The 19180-nt window shown below is 70.5% G+C and carries 18 protein-coding genes; 4 read left to right on the top strand and 14 right to left on the bottom strand.

All coding sequences use genetic code 11. The features are described 5' to 3' along the window. Window positions 1–3 precede the first annotated feature (3 nt). The 6 genes from VFX14_21710 to VFX14_21685 all read right to left on the bottom strand — a co-directional run bounded on the left by VFX14_21710 (window position 4) and on the right by VFX14_21685 (window position 5597). Window positions 4–738, bottom strand: coding sequence for a hypothetical protein (locus tag VFX14_21710; GenBank protein ID HEU5192316.1), 735 nt, complete (start codon window positions 736–738; stop codon window positions 4–6). A 113-nt stretch (window positions 739–851) separates the two neighbouring features. Further along, window positions 852–2078, bottom strand: coding sequence for a CoA transferase (locus VFX14_21705; protein ID HEU5192315.1), 1227 nt, complete (start codon window positions 2076–2078; stop codon window positions 852–854). 1 nt (window position 2079) lies between these two features. Beyond that, complete coding sequence (locus tag VFX14_21700; GenBank protein HEU5192314.1) at window positions 2080–3144, bottom strand: malate/lactate/ureidoglycolate dehydrogenase; 1065 nt, start codon at window positions 3142–3144, stop codon at window positions 2080–2082. Window positions 3145–3154: 10 nt separating this feature from the next. Continuing rightward, window positions 3155–3766 carry a thioredoxin family protein gene (locus tag VFX14_21695; protein HEU5192313.1) on the bottom strand — a complete coding sequence of 204 codons (612 nt, stop codon included), beginning with the start codon at window positions 3764–3766 and terminating at the stop codon, window positions 3155–3157. Window positions 3767–3885: 119 nt separating this feature from the next. Next, the gene (locus VFX14_21690) at window positions 3886–4773 is read right to left on the bottom strand and encodes an alpha/beta hydrolase (protein ID HEU5192312.1); all 888 of its coding nucleotides are present in this window, start codon (window positions 4771–4773) and stop codon (window positions 3886–3888) included. A gap of 11 nt (window positions 4774–4784) precedes the next feature. Further along, entirely contained in the window at window positions 4785–5597 is an 813-nt protein-coding gene (locus VFX14_21685; GenBank protein HEU5192311.1) for an alpha/beta hydrolase, read from the bottom strand. An 80-nt stretch (window positions 5598–5677) separates the two neighbouring features. On the opposite strand from VFX14_21685, the gene VFX14_21680 reads away from it, so the two are divergent. Then, on the top strand, window positions 5678–7183 hold the full coding sequence (locus VFX14_21680) for an amidohydrolase family protein (protein ID HEU5192310.1): 1506 nt from the start codon (window positions 5678–5680) through the stop codon (window positions 7181–7183). Between the two features lie 14 nt (window positions 7184–7197). On the opposite strand, the gene VFX14_21675 is transcribed toward VFX14_21680, so the two are convergent. The 6 genes from VFX14_21675 to VFX14_21650 are packed head-to-tail and all read right to left on the bottom strand — an operon-like array spanning window position 7198 to window position 12682. Continuing rightward, window positions 7198–7980, bottom strand: a complete 783-nt coding sequence (locus VFX14_21675) for an SDR family NAD(P)-dependent oxidoreductase (protein ID HEU5192309.1) — start codon at window positions 7978–7980, stop codon at window positions 7198–7200. Window positions 7981–8009: 29 nt separating this feature from the next. Beyond that, complete coding sequence (locus VFX14_21670) at window positions 8010–9011, bottom strand: alcohol dehydrogenase catalytic domain-containing protein (protein HEU5192308.1); 1002 nt, start codon at window positions 9009–9011, stop codon at window positions 8010–8012. Beyond that, window positions 9008–9976 (bottom strand): ABC transporter substrate-binding protein, encoded by a 969-nt coding sequence (locus tag VFX14_21665; protein ID HEU5192307.1) that lies wholly within the window; start codon window positions 9974–9976, stop codon window positions 9008–9010. The genes VFX14_21670 and VFX14_21665 overlap by 4 nt, the downstream gene beginning before the upstream one ends. A gap of 34 nt (window positions 9977–10010) precedes the next feature. Continuing rightward, window positions 10011–11633, bottom strand: a complete 1623-nt coding sequence (locus VFX14_21660) for an ABC transporter substrate-binding protein (GenBank protein ID HEU5192306.1) — start codon at window positions 11631–11633, stop codon at window positions 10011–10013. Between the two features lie 3 nt (window positions 11634–11636). Continuing rightward, window positions 11637–11852, bottom strand: coding sequence for a hypothetical protein (locus tag VFX14_21655; GenBank protein ID HEU5192305.1), 216 nt, complete (start codon window positions 11850–11852; stop codon window positions 11637–11639). Continuing rightward, window positions 11849–12682, bottom strand: a complete 834-nt coding sequence (locus VFX14_21650; protein ID HEU5192304.1) for a hypothetical protein — start codon at window positions 12680–12682, stop codon at window positions 11849–11851. The genes VFX14_21655 and VFX14_21650 overlap by 4 nt, the downstream gene beginning before the upstream one ends. 67 nt (window positions 12683–12749) lie before the next feature. Between VFX14_21650 and VFX14_21645 the strand changes: the two genes are divergently transcribed. The 3 genes from VFX14_21645 to VFX14_21635 all read left to right on the top strand — a co-directional run bounded on the left by VFX14_21645 (window position 12750) and on the right by VFX14_21635 (window position 17609). Then, window positions 12750–13865: a hypothetical protein gene (locus VFX14_21645; protein ID HEU5192303.1), complete on the top strand. Its 1116-nt coding sequence runs from the start codon at window positions 12750–12752 to the stop codon at window positions 13863–13865. After that, a complete protein-coding gene (locus tag VFX14_21640; GenBank protein HEU5192302.1) occupies window positions 13862–15475 on the top strand; it encodes a DHA2 family efflux MFS transporter permease subunit in 1614 nt (537 codons plus the stop codon). The genes VFX14_21645 and VFX14_21640 overlap by 4 nt, the downstream gene beginning before the upstream one ends. A 205-nt stretch (window positions 15476–15680) precedes the next feature. Beyond that, window positions 15681–17609: an ABC transporter ATP-binding protein gene (locus tag VFX14_21635; protein ID HEU5192301.1), complete on the top strand. Its 1929-nt coding sequence runs from the start codon at window positions 15681–15683 to the stop codon at window positions 17607–17609. A gap of 22 nt (window positions 17610–17631) precedes the next feature. Here the strand turns inward: VFX14_21635 and VFX14_21630 are convergent, their stop codons facing one another. Both VFX14_21630 and VFX14_21625 read right to left on the bottom strand, forming a co-directional pair. Continuing rightward, window positions 17632–18249 carry a hypothetical protein gene (locus tag VFX14_21630; protein ID HEU5192300.1) on the bottom strand — a complete coding sequence of 206 codons (618 nt, stop codon included), beginning with the start codon at window positions 18247–18249 and terminating at the stop codon, window positions 17632–17634. Continuing rightward, entirely contained in the window at window positions 18246–19046 is an 801-nt protein-coding gene (locus tag VFX14_21625) for a hypothetical protein (GenBank protein HEU5192299.1), read from the bottom strand. Before VFX14_21625 ends, VFX14_21630 begins: the two co-directional genes overlap by 4 nt. Window positions 19047–19180: the final 134 nt, after the last annotated feature.

The following is a 19180-nucleotide window of genomic DNA, read 5'->3' as shown; positions in this document are numbered from 1 at the left end:
GCCCTAGTCCTTGGGCACCGAGACTTCACCCTTGACCTCGGCCAGGCCCAGGGTGACGGCGGCGATCTCGTCGAGGGCGAAGAGATAGTTCTGGCGCACCACGCCGTGATCGATGCGGGCGAGCCCCTCGTCCACCGCGCTCCCCACACAGCGCTCGACGATCAAGCGGCCCATCAGCACGTGACTGCGCGTCTCCGCGACCTGGCCGGCGAAGAGCGCGCGCAGGGTGGGATCCGGCCAGTCGCGGCCGAGCCGCTCGAGCCAGGTGAGCTCGATCACCTTGGCGCCGAGGTTGAAGGCGGCGATGCGGATGTTCTGCCGGTAGTTCGTGAGCGCGCGGAGGGCGAAGACGAAGTAGGCGAGCCGCGTGGCGGGGACAAAGGCGCAGTAGGGATGGGCGAACGCGACGCGCTGGGTGGGCGCCCAGCCGCGGCGCAGGATCTCGTCCACGTACTGCATCTCGTGCGTGGAGTCGTCGTAGATTTGCTTGCCGAAGAGGTAGGCCACCGCGGGCGGGAACTCGTTGACGTTGAGGCCCATCGCCCAGGCCCCGTAGACGTAGTACATCGCGCGCTTGAGCGTCCAGAGCCGGCCGAGCAGCCGGAAGCCGCGGTCGTCGTCCCACTCGCCCCGGCCCGCCGCCTCGAGCAGCGCATCCATGGGAGTGCGGCGCGCATCGGCCTCGGCGAGGGTGCGCAGGTCGGCGGCCAACATCGTGCCGTCCGCCTGCTTGTCCACGTGGCCTCCCATGGGGTCTGCGGACAGGAACCTCCGCCCGCTCAGTCTATCCCATAGGTCGAGTTAAACCGCGCTTTGGGCGCGGGAAATGACGGGGAAATGTCGGGGAGGAATCAGGGAATGTCGACGATGCGCGCCTGCCGCAGCGCCTCGATGCGCGCGGCGCTATAGCCGAGGTCGCGCACCAGCACGTCACGGGTGTGCTCGCCCACGCGGTACGCGGCCCCCCCGCGCGGCTCCATGGGCCGATGATCGAGATGGTAGGGGGTCGAGGTGATGCGCACGGATCCGCGGGCGGGATGCGGGACGGAGGGGAAGAAGCCCCGCTCGGCCAGGTGCGGCTCCGCCACGAGGTCGGCGGGCCGGAGCACCGGCGCGCAAGGAATGCGCGCATCCGCCAGCGCGGCCAGGGCCGCCTCCACGCTCGGGTAGGTCGCTTGCAGCCAGGTCACCACGATCTCGCGGAGTACCCGCCAGTTGGCGCGGCGCTGGTCCGCCGTGTCGAAGCGCGGATCCTTGCCCAGCTCGGGGCGCCCCATGAGCGCGAGCAGCCGCGGCCAGAGCTCGCCCGACCCCACGAACTGCATGGCGAGGCAGCGCGCGCCGATGGGCGCCACCACCATGCCCGGCCGTGGATTGCCCGCCTCCTCGCCCCCGTTGAGCACGGCCGCGTAGGTGACGCTGTCGGCGCTGATCAGCGCCTCCAGCATCGAGACGTCGAGGTGGGCGCCCCGACCGGTGCGGCCGCGACGGAGCAGCGCGCCCACGATGGCGCCGACCGCGTGGGTGCCGGCGAGCACGTCAGCCGCCTGGAGGTTCGAGGCGCGGGGCGCTGGCTCGTCGCCCTGCTCGAGGTGCATGAGGCCCGAGGCGGCGTTGATGATGTGGGCGAAGGCCGGGCGCGCGCGCCACGGTCCGGTCTGGCCGAAGCCGGAGATCGAGCAGTACACGAGGTCGGGCCGGAGCGCGCGCAGCGTCGGCTCGTCGCAGCCGAGCTTGGCCGACACGCCCGGCATGAAGTTCTCCACGAAGACATCGGCGCGCCGCGCGAGGTCGTGGATCACCGCCCGGCCCTCGGGCTTGGCCATGTCCACGGCCACGCTCTCCTTCCCGGCGTTGACGCGCGTGAAGTAGCTCGACTGGTCGGTGCGCCCGGGCTCGAGCTGCATGTAGTTGCGCCGCATGTCGTCGCCCTCGACCGGCCGCTCGATCTTGATGACCCGCGCGCCCATGTCGGCGAGGATGCGCGTGCAGTAAGGCCCGGCGAGCACGCGCGTGAGGTCGAGGACGGTGTAGCCGGTGAGGGGCAGCTCGTCGGCCGGGCGGGGCGGGGCGCTCACCTCAGGCGACGAGCGCCTCGGCCTGCGCGCGGGGCAGGCCCACCGCCTCGCCCGCGGCAAGGATCTCCTCCCACGTCGTCGCGTCGACGTCAATCCCGTCGCGGCCGCGCTCGGCCCGGGCTTGGCGCTCGGGATCGCCGGGCACGAGCACGGCGGCGGCGGCCGCGGGCGGGGACGCCTTCACGTAGCTCACGAAGCCGTCGAGCTCGCGGCGGAACCACTCGAGGCCCGCGAGGCGCGCCGGATCGAGAAGCACGCAGAGCATGTTGTTGACGATGCCGCCCAGCCGCGCGTTGTCGGGCTGGATACTGGGCCCGCCGGTGAGCGCGGTGGCGAGGAGCTCGGTGACGACGGCGAGCGCATAGCCCTTGTGCTCGCCGAAGGGGCGGAGCGATCCCGACGGCTCCCCGTACATGACGTTAGGGTCGCGGGTGGGGCGGCCGGCGGCGTCGATGAGGGCGCCCTCGGCGACGAGCTTTCCCTCGTTCTTCGCGACGCGTACCTTCCCCATCGCGATCTCGCTGGTCGCCATGTCGAGGAGCACTGGGGGCTGCCGCTCGGTGGCGGGGAGGGCGATGCAGATGGGATTGGTCGAGAAGCGCCCGTCGCTGCCCCGGAACGGGGCCACGAGGGCGCGGTGGTCACTGACGTTGACGAAGTGCAGCGAGACGAGGCCGGCGCCGACGGCGAGCTCGCCGTAGGCGCCGACCCGTCCCACGTGATGCGCGTTGGCGAGCGTCCCCACCGCGACGCCCGTCTGACGGCACCGGGCGATGGCGGCGGTCATCAGCTCCCCGCCCACGCATCGCCCGTAGCCGCGTCCTCCATCCAGCATGACGATGGGCCCGTCGTCCTTCACGACCTTGGCCCGCGTGTTCGGGACGACCAGACCGGCCTTGAGGTTGCGGACGTAGGTCGGCATCATGCCGACCCCGTGGCTGTCGTGCCCGGCGAGATTGGCCTGCACGAGATGATCCGCCACCAGCTCCGCTTCCTCGCCGCCGCTGCCGCCGGCGCGCAGCATCGCGCTGGTGAGCCGGCGCAGTGTCTCGGCCGTCGCCCGCATCGTGCGCGACCTACTTCTTGGCGTCCGGGGGCAGGAGCCCGAGCCGGGTCGCCAGCACCTGGCGCACTTCCTTCACCGCCTCGCGCCAGGGGCTGTTGGGACCTTCGTGCAACGCCTGGTACTGCTTCCGGAACTCCGCCGTCGCCGCCTCCTGCTGATCGGCCGGCGCCACGTCCACCGTCTTGGCGCGGAGCGCCATCATCTTCTGGGTGGCCGCGCTCGCACGCTCGATCCAGTGGCCGATCTCGTTCCAGTTCTGATCGAAGAAGACGATGACCGGGATCGAGCGGTAGCCGTTGTTGAGGTAGAGGTCGGTGATGTCGAGGTTCTGATCGCGGAAGAACACCCGCATCTCGCAGTTCGGCATGGCCTCGCAGATGTGAGCGAGAAGGGGCGAGTTGCGGTGCACGTCGCCGCACCAGTTCTCGGCGAGCATGAGGGCGTACTTCACCTTGCCGAGCGCCGGGTTCTTGAAGAACGAGCGCTCCTCGTCGGTGAGCGTCGCCTTCGCGTAGTTGTCCTCGGTGCGGGCCCGCGTGTCGCCCATCTGGGCCATGTAGTCCTTCCAGGGAAGACCCTTCCCGAAGCGGGCGGCATCGAGGGGAACAGTGAGCTGTGCCATGACCGGATCTCCTTGAGTCGGAGGTGAGGGGTTGAGTGAAGGGCTCCGGAAACCGTCGCCCAGCATACCGCAGGTCGCGGGCGAAGGGGAGGGCCCGCCGCGCCCGGTCGGGGCTCGCGTCAGCGCTCGCTCAGGAAGTCGCGCACCGTCTGGAGGAAGACGTCCAGTCGGTCGTGATGGAGCCAGTGGCCCGCGCCGTCGATGCCGACCACCCGCGCGTGGGGAAAGTGGCGCGCGCGGCCGTCCGCGGCCGGATCACCGGAGCGGCTCTCCTTGCCGTAGAGGAGCAGAGTGGGGCAGGTGATGCGGCTCCACAGACGCTGGATGTCCTGGCCGCGCATGTCGTAGGGGAACCACGCGCGCACGTAGTTGTCGAACTTCCAGCTATAGGTCCCGTCCTCGTTCTGGTTCACGCCGTGCTCGGTGAGATGACGCGCCTGCGCGGCGGTGAGGTGCGGGTTCTCCTCCTGCATGCGGCGGAAGGCGTCCTCGATGGACGGATAGCGGCGGGGCAGGCGGCCGGCCAGGCCGCGCTGCTCCTGAATCCACTTGTCCATGCGCGTCTCGATGGGCACGTCGCGCAGCGCGGCGATGGCGCCGGGCGGCGGCCCGAGGCCCTCGATGGCCACCAGCCGCGCCACCGTCTCCGGATAGATGCCCGCGTAGCGGAGCGCGATGGCGCCGCCGAGGGAGTGGGCGATGATCGTCACGGGGGCCAGGCGCTGCTGATGGATGAGCTGGGCGAGATCGTAGACGTAGCCGGCCATGGTGTAGCTGCCGTCGGGCGACCACTGGCTATCGCCGTGCCCGCGGAGATCGGGCGCGATCACGTGCCACTCGTCGCGGAAGGCCGCGGCGGTCCAGTCCCAGTTCCGGCAGTGATCGCGCCCGCCGTGGACGAGGAGCAGCGGCCGCCCGCCGGGATTGCCCCAGTTCACGTAGTGCAGGCGCAGCCGCTGGGAGAAATACGTGTGCGACGTCGGGCCCGGCGCGCGCGCGGCGTGCACGGAGGGCGCGCTCAGAACGCGAGGAACGCGCGCAGGGCGGCGAGCACGGCGTCCGGATTGTCCTCGTGCAGCGTGTGGACGGCACGCGGAATCTCCGCGAAGCGGCCGTCGGGCAGCGTGGCGGCCATGCGCTCGGCCACGTCGCGGTCCAGGATCGGGCTCTCGGCGCCGCGCAGCACGAGGGTGGGCGCCGAGATCGTTTTGAGCAGGGCCCACCAGTCGATGTCCGATTGGGTGCGGCGCTCCTTGATGCTCGGATGCCACTGCCACACCAGGCGCCCGTCCGGCCGGGCCTTGAGACTGTGGGAGGCGACCCAGCGGTAGTAGTGGATGCCGGGATAGGCATTGCCGCGGAGGAGATGCTGCGCGGCCTGCTCGATCGAGTCCCAGGTCTCGGGCTCGGGCGGTCCGGGCGGCGCCTGCGACATCTTCTTGCTGATCTCGGGGCCGATGTCCACGATCACGAGGCGCCGCACCGCCTCCGGGCGCTTCGAGGCGAAGTACATCGCGTTGCGCCCGCCCATGGAGAGGCCGATCACGGTGAGCGTGGTGAGGCCGAGCTCGGCGAGGACGCCGTTGATGTCGTCGAAGGCGACGACCGGGTTGTACACCTCCGCGGGGTCGCTCTCCCCGTGGCCCCGCTGATCGAGGGCATACACGTGGAAGTGCGGCTGGAGCGCGATCGACAGCGTGTCCCAGGCATGCGCGTGGCCCGTGAAGCCGTGGAGCAGGAGGAGCGGGGGGCCGTCGCCGCCCCAGTCGAGGCAGTGGAGGCGGAGGCCGTTGGCGACGACGTAGCGATCGGCGGGCCGCAGTGGATTCATGGAGGCAGAGTAGCGGGCCGGGAGGATGAGTTCAAGACGCCGTGCTAGACTCGCCAGCGCGCGAGGAGGAGGACGAGCCCATGCGACTGCTGAGCGACGAGGAGCTGGCGTCCCTTCACCCTGCCGAGACCGCGGCCTTCCCCGGCCCCGTGCCCACCCAGGTCGTCTCGAGCGACGAGTACTATCCCTCGCCGCAGAGCCCCGCGCAGCGGCAGGTCGAGGCGCGCGTCGTGGAGATTGCCGACACCGAGGCGCGGCGACGCGGGATCACGCGGCGGCGCTTCTTCCAGACGGCGAGCGGCATGGCTGCCGCGTTCGTCGCGATGAACGAGGTGTACGGGCGGCTCTTCGACGCGAGCCGTGCCGAGGCCGCCGACTCGGACGCCGCCGTGGCCCGCGCGAAGGCGCTCGCCGGTCAGTTCGTCATGGACACGCACACGCACTTCCTCCGCGACGACACGCGGCTCGAGGGCTTCGTGCGCCAGCGGGAAGCGGTGGGCCGCGCGGGGTGGAACCCGGCCCTCGCGGGCAAGCCCCAGACGCTCGAGGATCTGAAGGCCGACAACTACTTCAAGGAGATCTTCCTGGACTCTGACACCAAGGTCGCGCTGCTCTCGGGCGCGCCGTCGGAAGTGCCCCAGGACTGGTTCCTCACCAATGACATGGCGGCGGCCGCGCGCGACAAGGTCAACGCCCGGCTCGGCGCGCGGCGGATGATGAGCCACGCCATCTTCACGCCGGGCTATCCGGGCTGGCTCGAGGAGATGGACCGCGCCATCGCCGACCTCAAGCCCGACTCCTTCAAGGGCTATACCATCGGCGACAACACCAACAAGGATCTCAGCAGGCACCCTTGGCGCATGGACGACGAGAAGCTCGTGTACCCGGCTTACGAGAAGATGCAGAAGGCCGGGCTCGTGAACGTGTGCGTGCACAAGGGGCTGTTCCCGCCGTCGGTGGAGATGCGCTTCCCCCATCTCCGGCCCTACTGCGACGTGCGCGACGTGGGCAAGGCGGCGCGCGACTGGCCGGGGCTCAACTTCATCATCTATCACGGCGGCTACCGCTTTCCCGGCGGGGGCAATCCCGCGGACGCACTCGCCCAGTTCGAGCGGGAGGGGCGCGTGGACTGGGTCACCGACCTTGCGGAGATCCCGGCGAAGTACGGCGTCAAGAACGTCTACGCGGATCTCGGCCAGCTCTTCGCGCAGACCACCGTGGCCCAGCCGCGCGTCACCGCGGCCCTCATGGGCATGCTCGTGCGCGGCATGGGCGCGGACCATGTGATCTGGGGCACCGACGCGGTGTGGACGGGCGCGCCGCAGTGGCAGATCGAGGGGTTGCGGCGGCTCGAGATTCCCGAGGACATGCAGACGCGCTACGGCTGGGCGCCGCTGGGGCCCGCCGACGGCCCCGTGAAGCGGGCCATCCTCGGGGAGAACGCGGCGCGGCTTTACGGCTTCAACAAGGCGGCCGAGCTTGGCGGCCCCCGCGACCGCCTGACCGGCCTCAAGGCCGAATACGAGGCGCGCGGCGAAGGGCGCTCGAATCTCCGCTACGGCTACGTCGTGCCCTCGCGCGCGTGAGCGCGCGCCGGGGCTCAGTGCATGATGACGCCGCCGGTGACGTTGAGGGCCTGACCGGTCATGTAGCCCGATCGGTCGGAGCAGAGGAAGCCGATGACGCTCGCCACGTCCTCGGGCTTCTCCATCCGTCCCAGCGGCACGGACGCCGCGCGCTGGCGCGTGAACTCCTCGGCGCTCATCCCGAGGAGCGCGCCCTGCTCCTTGGCGACCTTGGCCCACATGTCGGTCTCGACGAAGCCCGGGCACACACAGTTCACCCGGATGCCGTCGGCGGCGTGCGCCAGGGCGAGGCTCTTGGTCATGCTCACCACCGCGGCCTTGCTCGCGTTGTAGGGCAAATTGGTCTTGCTCCCGATCTTGCCCGCCAGCGAGGCCAGGTTCACGATGACGCCGCGCTTCTGCGCGATCATCACTGGGAGCACGGCCTGGCTCGCGAAGAACACCGCCTTGGCGTTGATGTCGAGCACCGAGTCCCAGTGCTCCTCGGTGACCTCGAGCGTGGCCGCCGCCCGGTAGATGCCGGCGTTGTTGACGAGGATGTCGATGCGGCCCAGCTCGCCCTTGGTGCGCTCGACCATGCCGGCCAGCGCGGCAGGCGAGGTCACGTCGGTGGGCAGGACGAGGGCGCGGCGGCCGAGCCCCTTCAACTCGCTCGCAGTGCGATCGGCCGTGACGCGGTCCAGCTCCGCCACGGCGATGTCGGCCCCGAGGCGGGCCAGCTCGAGCGCGGTCGCGCGGCCGATGCCGCGGCCCGCGCCGGTGACGATGGCGACACGAGAGGCCAGCTCCTGCTCCATGACGAGCCCTCCTGGATGATGTCCGGACGCTAGCCCGCGCCCGGCGTGATGACGGTCTTGGCGCCGCGCCCGGCCGCCGCATGGGCGAACGCCTCCTCGATGCGAGCGAGCGGGAAGCGCGCGGTGATCAGGCTGCGGGCGCGCAGCCGCGGCAGCGCGGCCAGCGCGCGGCGAAAGGCGGTGCCGCGGCCGTAGGCTCCGTGGATACGAACTTCCCGGTAGTGGACGTCATAGAGGTCGATGGGAAGCTTGGCGCCCTTCGGGTTGACGCCGACCAGCTGGAGGATGCCGGTGGTCTTGACCAGGGTGAGGGCCTCGGCCACCAGCTCGGGCTTGCCCACCGCCTCGCAGACGACATCGGCGCCCACGCCCTTGGTGACCGCTTTCACGCGGTCGGCGAGGCGCTCCCTAGTCGGATCCACGACGATCCCCGCGCCCAGGCGGCGTGCGATGGCTCGCCGCTCCTCGATCGGGTCGGAGAGGATCAAACGCCTGGCGCCGCGGCGCTTTGCGAGCGCCATCGTGAGAAGTCCCATGATGCCGCCGCCGATCACGACCACGGTGGCGCCTCGCGGCATCCGGAACATCTCGAGCCCGGCCAGGCAGCAGGCCGCCGGCTCGGTGAGCGCGGCGGTGACGGGATCGAGGCCGCGGGGCAGTGGGTGCACGCAGATCACGGGCAGCGCCACCCGCTCCGCGAAGCCGCCGATGCGCCGGGCGCGCGGGCACTGGGAGACGCGGCCGGCCGCGCAGGCTGGGCACGCGCCACAACCCTGCGAGGGCTCGCAGGCCACGGGACGTCCGATCAGCCGCGCGCTCACCCCGCGCCCCACGGCGCGGATCACCCCGGAGTACTCGTGGCCCATCACCAGGGGCGGCTGCCACGGGAAGAGCCCCTGGGTGGCGTGGATGTCGGTGCCGCAGATACCCGCGGCCTGCACGTCTACCAGCACCTCGCCCGGCCCGGCCACCGGGTCCGGCGCCTCGTCCAGCGTGAAGCGACTGCCGCCGCGCCACGTCGCCAGCTTCACTGAATGATCTCGTCGGCCCCCGCGAGCACGGACGGAGGCACGTTCAGCCCGAGGACCTTGGCGGCTTTGAGGTTGACCACGAGCTCGAACTTGTCCGGTTGCTCGACGGGAAGGTCCGCAGGCTTCGCGCCCTTGAGGATCTTGTCGACGAAGTTGGCCGCTCGGCGGAAGTAAGCGGCATGATCGGCGGAGTAAGAAAGCAAGCCCCCGGCCTGTGTGATGTCGCGGTAGCTCGACATCACCGCGAGGCGGTGCCGCCCGGCGAGCTCCAGGACGTGCGCGCTGTGCGGCTGGAACAAGGGCTGGATCACCACCGCCTGCGCGCCCGCCTTGGCCATCTCGGCGAACGCGTTGTCGAAGTCGGAGACGCCGTCGATCAGGACGGGCTGGAGCTGAAGCCCCATGCGGTTGGCCGCGTCCCGGAAATCACCGACGAAAGGCTTCGTGAAGGGGTCGGTGCGGGCGCCGAGCAGCGCCACGCGCTTGAGGCCGGGAATGATCTCGACGAGCAGCTGCAGACGCTTGGTCCCGAGCTCCGCTTCCATGGACGACAGCCCCGTCACGTTGCCGCCGGGCTGAGCGAGGCTCTTCACGAGACCCGCTTGAACGGGGGCTCCCGCCGGCGCCATCACGATCGGGACCCCGCCGCCGACGCTCATCGACGCCTTGACCGCCGGCGTGTGGTGCGCGGCGATCACGCGGACCTTGAGCCGCACGAGCTCGGCCGCCTGCTCGACGGCCCGCTCGAGCAGGCCGTCGGCGTATCGCCACGTGATGGTCACGGTGCGCCCCTCCACGTAGCCGAGCTCGCGCATGCCTGCCCGGAACGCCTCGGTGAAGGGGTGGGGCGCCGACTCCGCGACGAGCACGCCGACATGCGGCCGCGGGGGCGCCGATTGCGCCGCGGCCCCCGCCGGCCACCCCACCGCCGCCCCCGCGCCGACGAGAAAGTGTCGGCGCTTCACGGCGCCCCGCTCGCGGCGCCCGGACTCAGCGCGCTCACCGGTCCAGCCACACGTCCTGCATCCGCCCGTAGTTGTAGAGGGCGTTGTGCGGGACGAGGTTCTTCACGTGGGGATAGTGCGCGAAGTACTCCTTGCGCCAGCCGAGCATGGGGCGGGCGACGTCGGCCTCGAGGCGGCGCTGGATCTCCAGCACGAGCTTGAGCCGCTTGGCCCGGTCCAGCTCCTGCGACTGTTGGTCGATCAGGCGATCGACCTCCTCGTTGCAGTAGTCGCTGTAGTTGCGCGACGACCCGCACTTGTAGTTTTCGAAGAAGTACGCGTCGGGATCGTCGAAGCCGCCCGCGGTGAGGTTGCCGCCGATCTGATAGTCGCGCCGGGCCAGGGCGGGGAACCACGCCGCGGAGTCCATCTGCTTCACGGTGGCTTCGATCCCGATCTGATGGAGCTGATCGGCCACGAACGACGCGACGTCCAGATAGATGGAGAGCGTGCGCGTGGAGAGCTCCACCTTCACCGGCTTGCCGCCGGGGCCGAAGCCCGCGGAGGCGAGCAAGCGCTTCGCCTCGACCTTGTCCACCGCGCTGCCGCGATAGCCCGGCAGCGTGCGCAGCTCGGGGTCGCTGAGCCCCCAGATCCCCAGCGGCTTCGGCATGAGCCCCACGCCGACCACCGCCCCCCCGTGCCGCACGCTCTGCACGTAGCCCTGCCGGTCCATGGCGAGGCTGACGGCGCGCCGGACCGCCGGATTGTCGAAGGGCGCGCGCTTGACGTTGAGGATCACGTTGTCGCTGCCGTTCTGCCCCACCTCGCTGATCACGAGATTGGGCGCGCTCTTCTTCGCGGCGTCCGCCATGGCCTTGGTCATCTCGAGGGGGACGAAGGCATCGAGCCGCCCGGCCTGGAGCGCGGCGAGCCGCGTCCCGCGCTCGGAGATGACGGTGTACTTGATGCCGTCGAGATAGGGGCGCTCGGGAATGAAGTAGTCGGGGTTCCGCTCGAGCTCCACCGACTGGCCGCGCTGCCACTCCTTGAACTTGAACGGGCCCGTGCCCACGCACTTCTGGCGGAGCTCGCCCAGCGGAACGTGAGCGGGATACACCGGCGAGTAGCCGGAGGCCAGCATGAGCAGCAGCGAGGGCTGCGGCCGCTTGAGCCGGAAGACCACGGTATGCGGCTCAGGGGCCTCGACGGCCTCGACGTTGGCCCACCAGTCTTTCCTGGCGCTGAGGCGAAACTTTGCGGGCGCGTCCGGCGCCTCCCGCGCCACGTCGAACGTGTACTTGACGTCGCGCGAGGTGAAGGGCTTGCCGTCGTGCCAGCGCACGTTCTTGCGGAGGAAGAAGACGAGGTTCCGGTAATTGTCCTGCCAGGACCACTTCTCCGCCAGCTCGGGGATCACGGTGTCCGCACTCTCGAGGGGCTTCTGCGGGTGGAAGAAGACCAGGTTCGAGTAGCACGGCGACATGGGCCAGACATTGGACACGGTGGCCGACTCGTGCACGAGCAGCCCCGGCGGATCCTCGATCAGCACGGACTGGAGCACGCCGCCCCGCTTGGGGGTCTGGCCCTCGGCGGCGAGGAGGCTCCCGAGGACGGCGGCGGTGACGAGGGTCAGGCACACGGTGACGGCAGCCACTGCGGAGCGGGATCGGGTCATGGGTCAGATGGTGAAGCGGCGGCGGAACACGCGCCGGATGAGATACGGGTTGGCGCCCAGCTCGTAGAGCGCCCGGATGTCGCCGGTCCGGAGGGCAGCGCGCTCGTCGGCGGAAAGATCGTGGCCGGCCATCTCCTCGTCGGTGAGGCTCTCCTTCATCTGGTGCTGGCGGGCGACCGCGGTGAGGAGCCGGTTGAGCGGGTACGAGACCTTGATCACGGGTGGACCCAGACGGTGGCGCAGCCGGTGATCCACTCGGCCACCGGCTCGTAGGCGAGGACCTCGCCCTTCCAGCCGGGGACGGCGCCGAGCAGCCCGATCCAGTTGCGGACCTCCTGGCCGCCGTTGCCCCCGTCACGTTCAATCCCGTCCCAGGTCAGGCGGGCCAGGGGATCGAGGTCGCCGCGCGTGATCTGGTCCAGCACCCAGTGATCCCACTCGGGATTGATCCGTCCCGTCTCGGGCGTGCCCACCCAGTGCGAGAGCCCGCCGGTGCCGATGAGCGCGATGCGCTCGCGGCCGGGCCGCGCGCGGATGAAGTCGCCCACGAAGGCGCCGACCTCGCGGCAGCGCCGCGGCGCGGGCAGCGGCGGCGCCGCACAGTTCGTATATATGGTCACCACGGGCGTCTCGCCGTCGGGCAGGAGGAAGTGCAGCGGCACCGACATCTCGTCCCAGCTCTCGATATCGTACGAATATGCGAAATCGATCCCCGAGGCGAGGCCGGCTTCCAGCAGCGCCATCGCCCAGTCGGGCCGGCCCCGCAAGGTGCGCGGGGTGAGGCGCATGAGGGCCGCCCCGCCCGGGCTCGGCGCCTCGTATCGCTCGGCCAGCCCGACACAGAAGGCGGGGAGGTTGTTGTAGGCGAAGTTCTGCAGGTGATCGTTCACAAAGAGGACCAGCAGCTCGGGCCGGGCCGCGGCGAGGCGGCGGCGCAGCTCGTGGAAGCCGGCGTAGAGGCGGTCGCGCTGCTCGGGCCGAGACACGTCGGGGCGGCCGGTGATCAGGGGCGCGTGGGCGGTGAGCGCGGCGGCGACGATCTCGGCCATGCGTGGGTCCGACTTCAGCACCGCGACGCGCGGGTGTCAAGGTGGCGGCGCGTATATAATGCCGGGCGTGAGCGGCGCGAGCGCCCGGGGGCTGCGGCAGGTCGCGTACTTCGACTGCCCGGGCGGCGGGCAGGTGGTGGTGGACGGCGCCGTCGCGTGCATCGCGCACATGAAAGCGCCCCATGGGACCTCCGTGGTAGACGTGCGCGATCCGGCCTCGCCGCGCCTCCTCGCCAGCCTCGAGGTGCCGCCGGGCACGCATTCGCACAAGGTTCGCGCCGCGAACCGCCTCATGCTGGTGAATCGCGAGGGCCACGGCGGCGACGCGCGCAAGGAGGCGGGCGGCCTCCTCGTCTTCGACCTCTCCGATCCCGCGCGCCCGCGCGAGCTCGCGTTCTGGCGCTGCGGCGGGCTCGGCGTGCATCGCTTCACCTTCGACGGCCGCTACGCCTACATCTCCCCGGAGCTGGAGGGTTACGTCGGGAACATCGTGATGATCCTCGACCTCGCCGATCCGAGGCGACCCCAGGAGGTCGGGCGATGGTGGATGCCGGGGCAGTGGACCGGCGGCGGCGAGACGCCCACGTGGTCGGGACGCCAGCACCGCTGCCATCATCCGATCCGCCTCGACGATCGGCTGTACGTGAGCTACTGGCACGGGGGCTTCGTGATCCTCGACATCGCGGACATGGCGAAGCCGCGGTTCGTCTCCGGCCTCGACTGGAGCCCGCCCTTCATCACCCCGACGCACACCGCCCTGCCGGTGCCCTTTCCCCTCCAGGGCCGCCGCGTGCTCGTGGTGGCCGACGAGGATGTGGCCAAGCTCGAGCCGGGCCCGCCGTCGTTCCTCTGGCTCGTGGACATCACCGACGAGCGGCGTCCCACGCCGTTCGCGAGCTTCCAGGTCGAGGGCGTGGACGGTGAGCCGCAGCCCGAGTTCACCGGGTGCCATCAGCCCAGCGAGCGCGTGACGGGCACCGAGATCCCGGTGGCGTGGTTCGCCCACGGGCTGCGCATCGTGGACATCGCGCGCCCGCACGCCCCCCGCGAGGTGGCGCACTTCCTCCCGCCGGTCCCGGAGGGCTCTACGCGGGTATCGAGCAACGACGTGTGCGTGGACGAGCGCGGGCTGATCTACCTCATCGACCGGGGGCGGGGCCTGCACATTCTCGAGCGCGTGTGAGCACCGCCGCCGCCGCGCTGCCGATCGGCGAGTCGGGCGTCGGCTCGGCGCGGAAGTGGGCCATCACCGGCTCGGTCATGCTGGTGACGGTCATGCAGGTGCTCGACGTCACCGTCACGAACGTAGCCCTCCCGCACATCCAGGGCTCGCTGTCCGCGGGGGTCGACGAGGTGTCGTGGGTGCTCACCTCGTACCTCGCCGCCAACGCCGTGATCCTGCCCGCCACCGGATGGCTCGCCGGGGTCATCGGGCGGAAGCGCTTCTTCCTCGCGTGCACGGTCACCTTCACCCTGGCGTCGGTGCTGTGCGGCCTTGCGCCCAACATCTGGGTGCTGCTGGTCGCCCGTATGATCCAGGGCATCGGCGGCGGCCCGCTCATGCCGCTGTCGCAGGCCATCATGTGGGAGATCTTCCCGCTCCGGCAGCGCGGCACCGCCATGGCTGCGTGGGGCGTGGGGATCATGATGGCGCCGATCTTCGGGCCGACGCTCGGCGGGTGGATCTCCGACAACTGGTCCTGGCGCTGGATCTTCTACATCAACGTGCCCATCGGGCTCGTGGGCTTCCTCGCCGCCAGCGCGGTGCTCTTCGATCCGCCCTATCTCCGGCGGCCCGGCCGCATCGACATCTGGGGGCTCGTGCTGATGGCAGTGGGCTTCCTGTCCCTGCAGCTCTTCCTCGACCAGGGTGAGCGCAACGAGTGGTTCGAGTCGTCGGTGATCATCTTCCTCGCGCTGCTGGCCACGGCCACCCTGATCGGCTTCCTCATCCGCGAGCTGATCGCCGACGAGCCCATCCTCGACCTCACCGTCTACGCCGACCGCAACTTCGCGGCGTCGAGTCTGATCATGTTGGTCGTTATGATGGGCTTTTTCTCCAGCATGGTGATGCTCGCCCTGTTCACGCAGCGGGTGCTGGGCTACGATGCGTGGACGTCCGGCCTCGTCCTTGCCCCCGGCGGCGTCGGCAACCTCGTCTCGCTGCTCGTCGCCGGCCGCTTGATCACGAGAATAGACCAGCGCTGGCTCCTCGCGCTCGGCTGCGTGCTCAACGCCTACGCGGTGTACGTGATGTCCGAGGTGACGCTCAGCATGGATTACTGGGCGCTCGCCTGGCCGCGGTTCGTCCAGGGCGCGGGCGTCGGCTTCATCTTCGTGCCGCTCAACACCATCGCGCTCGCCACCATCGCGCGCGAGAAAATGGGCAACGCCACTGCGGCGCTGAACGTGGTGCGGAACCTGGGGGGCGCCATCGGGGTGTCCGTGATGACCGCGCTCCTCGCCCGGCGAAGCCAGGAGCATCAAGCCACCCTGGTGGGCCACGTCAACGTCTGGGATCCCGAGACCGCCGATCGCCTTCGCGCCTGGGCCCGCCACTTCTCCGACCGCGGCGCGGATGCCTTCACGGCGGAGCGGCAGGCGCTGGGCACCCTCTATCGGGAAGTCACACGGCAGGCGGAGCTCCTGGCCTTCGCCGACGATTTCTGGTTGCTCTTCCTCCTCTTCTGCGGAACGCTGGGGCTGTTGCCGCTCCTTCGGCGCGTGCGGATCGACGCGCCGAAGGGAGGCCCCCGGGAGGACGATGCGCCGGCGCCACTGCACGCGGAATAGGCTCGATAGGTCGGGCGGAGAGCCGTCTTGGATCTTCGGCGGCCCTACATACCGGTTCGTGTAGGATTTACTCGATGAGACCCTCCCGACCGGACCCTGCCGGATTTCAGATCCCGGAAATCCGTTGCTCCGGGTGCATTCCGGCCGACCTGTCTTCCCGTCGACCCCATGGCACGTGCCTTGCTGCCTGGGGCATTTCAGGAACATGGACACTCCAGGGCAATCCCGCGACGTAACCACCGCATCGGGGCGCTTCCGGCAACTGCTCCGGGCGCTCGGCTACTTCCGGCCCGATGCCGGCCGCGTCGGCCTGACGCTGGGCCTGCTGCTGCTGAGCATCGGTCTCAACCTGCTCAAGCCTTGGCCTCTCGCCATCCTGGTCGACAGCGTCCTGGGCAGCAAGCCCTATCCGGCATGGCTGCCTTCGACGATGCACGACTGGAGCGCGCCGGCCCTCATCACCGCGCTGGTCGGCCTGGCGCTGGGGCTGCACCTGGTGCACGCCGCCGCGTGCGCCGGCCACGTGTACCTCTCCATCAACGTGGGCCTCCGCGGGCTGCGTCGCGTGCGCGACGACGTCTTCGGCTGGCTGCAGCGGCTGTCCCTGCGCTACCATCATGGCACCGAGGCCGGCGACATCATTTTCCGCGCGGGCACGGACACCTGCGCCTTCCAGACCCTGTTCCTCCAGGGCCTGCTGATCTTCGTCAGCGCCACCGGCACACTCGTCTTCATGGCGGTGGCGATGGCAAGGCTGAACCTGCAGCTCACCGCGGTGGCGCTGGTCGCGGTGCCCGTGTTGATCCTCTCCATCAAGGTATTCGGTCGCGCCATGCGGATGCGCGGCACCGCCGCCCAGCAGGCGGAGGGCAAGGTGTACTCGCTGATCCATCAGGGCATCACCGCGCTGCCGCTCATCCAGAGCCATGCGCGTGAGCACCACGAGCACGAGCGCTTCACCGCCCAGACCGAGGAAGCGCGCCAGCACAAGATGGCGCAGCAGGGCCTGGAGGTCGTCTACTGGGGCTCGATCTCCGTGATCCTGAGCGCGTGCACGCTGGGCGTGACCTGGGTGGGGGCCCGGCAGGTCCTGAGCTCGTCGTTGACCGTCGGCGAGCTGCTCGTCTTCCTGGCCTACGTCGCGCAGCTCTTCGAGCCCCTCCATCAGCTCTCCCAGATGGGGGCCACGCTGTCGAGCGCGCGCGCGAGCACGCGGCGGGTCTTCGAGATCCTGGACACCCCGGAGGAAGTGAAGAGCCGCGCGGACGCGCGGCCGGTGGTGCTGGGGCGGGACGCCGACGGGGCCGACGAGATGCCCCCGTCCGCGGAGCACATGTTCACGGAGCACTCGTTCCACGCCGACGGGGGCGCGTCCGCGGGCGGGCTTCGCCGGCCGCTGCCCGTGTACGGCAACGTCACCTACGACGACGTGTCGTTCTCCTACGACAGCAAGCGGCCGGTGCTGCAGCACGTGAGTTTCAAGCTGCTGGCGGGCACGTCCGTCGCCATCATCGGTCCGAGCGGCGCGGGCAAGACCACCCTGCTGAACCTGCTGCCGCGGTTCTTCGATCCCGTGGGCGGCGCCGTGCAGCTCGAGGGCGTGGATCTCCGCGACCTCCGCCTGGAAGACCTCCGCGCCCAGATCGCCCTGGTGCTCCAGGAGCCGATCATCCTTCCCACGACGGTGGCGGAGAACATCTCCTACGGGAAGCCGAACGCGACGATGACGGAGATCGAGGCCGCCGCGCACGCCGCCCGCGCCGACGTGATGATCGAAAAGCTCCCGCAGCAGTACCAGACGGTCGTCGGGGACGGCGGCGCGCGCCTCTCCGTCGGCGAGAAGCAGCGCATCAACCTCGCGCGCGCCTTCCTCAAGGACGCCCCCATCCTCCTGATGGACGAGCCCACGAGCGCGCTCGACGTGGAGAGCGAGGCGCAGGTGGTGGCGAGCCTGTTCGCGCTGATGCGGGGTCGCACCACCCTGATGGTGGCGCACCGCCTGACGACGATTCGCCGGGTGGACAAGGTGCTCGTCGTGGATGGCGGCCGGCTGACCGAGATGGGATCGCCCGACGACCTGCTCGCGCAGCAGGGTTACTACGCCCGGGTCGTCGGCGGCCAGCTGCAGCTCTAAGGCGCGCTCGGCGAGCGCGCGATCAGCGCACGCCCCGCTCGCGCTCCCCCGCCTGACGCTCCCGCTCCTTGCGCTCGCGATCGCGCGTGGCTTGCTCCTGCTGCCACGTCGCCCGGGCCTTCGCCTCCGCCTCCATGTGCGCGATCTTCGCGGGCACTCCCGATTGGGGCACGCGCCGCTTGGTGGCGGCCGCGACCTCGGTGACCCGGTCGAGGCTGGCGCCCGCGCGGTCAAGGCTCTTCTGCAGGGCCGCGAGGGCATCCCGCATCTTGCGCCGCTCCGCGCCGTCGGCCTGCCACTCCGCGCCCGCGCCGTCGAGATATTCGCCGAGGAGGCGGGAGACCTCGGGCAGGGCCCTCGGGTCCGCCGCGGCCCGGTCGGTCGCCTCGGCGAGGCTGCGGGGACGGGGACCGCTCTTCAGCGAGGGGTCGAGGCTCGCGATCCGGTCGCGCGTGAGCTTGTCGGCCCGCTTGGTGGGATCCTGGATCGCGCGCTCCCGCGCCTCGATCTCCGCGATCCGCCGGGCATACGTCTTCAGCGCCCCGTCGTAGTTGTCGCGCAGGGTCTCCCACTCGCCGGCGGGGGCGGGACGGGCCGCAAGCAGGGGGAGCAGCGCGAACGCGAGGGACAGACGCCTCACTTCAGGCTCGTGACCTTGCCCTGGATGTTGTCGAGGCGGGCCGCCAGCTCCTTGAGCTGGCCGGCCAGGGTGTCCGAGAGCTGGCGCATCGTGTCCTCGAGCCGCGCCGAGCTCGCCGCGAGCTCCTGGCTGGCCGTGGCCACCTTGCGAACGCCGCCGGCGTTTTCCACCGCGAGCTCGTGATTGAGCCACCCGAGCTGGGCGGTCTGGAGCAGGAGCCGGCGCACGCTGTTCAGGTCGTCGGCGAAGGCGCCGAGGGCGCGCTGCACGTCGGCCCGCGCGGCGGCCTGGGCGGCGTCGGCCTCGCGCCGGCTCGTCTCGATGGTCTCGCGCAGCTCGCGCCCCACCGCGCCCAGGCGGTCCTCGATGTTCCGGTGGGTGCCCGCCAGCTCGGTCTGCAGCGAGGCCACCGAGACCCGCAGCGCCTGCTGTTGCTCGAGCGCGCTCAGGCTGATCGCCTCGGGCGGAGCAGGAATGTCCGCCCGGTGCACGTAGGTGAGGACGGCCGGCATCGTGCCCCGGGACTTCGCGCTATCGGGCGAGGCGGTGAAGCGAGCCCACGCGTCGGTGGGACTGTCTCCGGGCAGCACGACCAGCTGTCCGTCGCCGCCGTCGAGGTAGGCGAGCGCGCCCGTCCGCCCCGAGTCCTTGATGGTCGCGTGGATGGCGTCGGCGCGGGCGGCGAGCGCGCGGTCACGATGCCTGACCGCCGCCGCCTGGGAAGGCGGCATCAGCGACGGTGCGCACCCGGCGACCATGAGCAAGAGGGCCAGGAGGGGAACGCTATGCGTGCGCATCGCTAGCCTCCGTCGCTGGATCCGCAGCAACGATAGGTATGCCACAAGTCCCCCGCGAAATCGGCCCCCGCGACGGTCCGATCGCCGTTGTCGGAGCCGAGTCCTGTAAGATCACATCGTGACATCTCACTATG

Source organism: Candidatus Methylomirabilota bacterium (genome assembly GCA_035764725.1).
Taxonomy (GTDB): Bacteria; Methylomirabilota; Methylomirabilia; order Rokubacteriales; family CSP1-6; genus DASRWT01.
Note: the sequence above shows the minus strand (reverse complement) of the source record. Positions and strands in the feature narration are given on the sequence as shown.

Excerpts from the sequence above, each read along its gene's own strand:
- VFX14_21675 (HEU5192309.1), bottom strand. The coding sequence starts at position 7,980 with ATGGAGCAGGAGCTGGCCTCTCGTGTCGCCATCGTCACCGGCGCGGGC.
- VFX14_21695 (HEU5192313.1), bottom strand. The coding sequence starts at position 3,766 with ATGGCACAGCTCACTGTTCCCCTCGATGCCGCCCGCTTCGGGAAGGGT.
- VFX14_21650 (HEU5192304.1), bottom strand. The coding sequence starts at position 12,682 with ATGGCCGAGATCGTCGCCGCCGCGCTCACCGCCCACGCGCCCCTGATC.
- VFX14_21660 (HEU5192306.1), bottom strand. The coding sequence starts at position 11,633 with ATGACCCGATCCCGCTCCGCAGTGGCTGCCGTCACCGTGTGCCTGACC.
- VFX14_21685 (HEU5192311.1), bottom strand. The coding sequence starts at position 5,597 with ATGAATCCACTGCGGCCCGCCGATCGCTACGTCGTCGCCAACGGCCTC.
- VFX14_21625 (HEU5192299.1), bottom strand. The coding sequence starts at position 19,046 with ATGCGCACGCATAGCGTTCCCCTCCTGGCCCTCTTGCTCATGGTCGCC.
- VFX14_21680 (HEU5192310.1), top strand. The coding sequence starts at position 5,678 with ATGCGACTGCTGAGCGACGAGGAGCTGGCGTCCCTTCACCCTGCCGAG.
- VFX14_21700 (HEU5192314.1), bottom strand. The coding sequence starts at position 3,144 with ATGCGGGCGACGGCCGAGACACTGCGCCGGCTCACCAGCGCGATGCTG.
- VFX14_21635 (HEU5192301.1), top strand. The coding sequence starts at position 15,681 with ATGGACACTCCAGGGCAATCCCGCGACGTAACCACCGCATCGGGGCGC.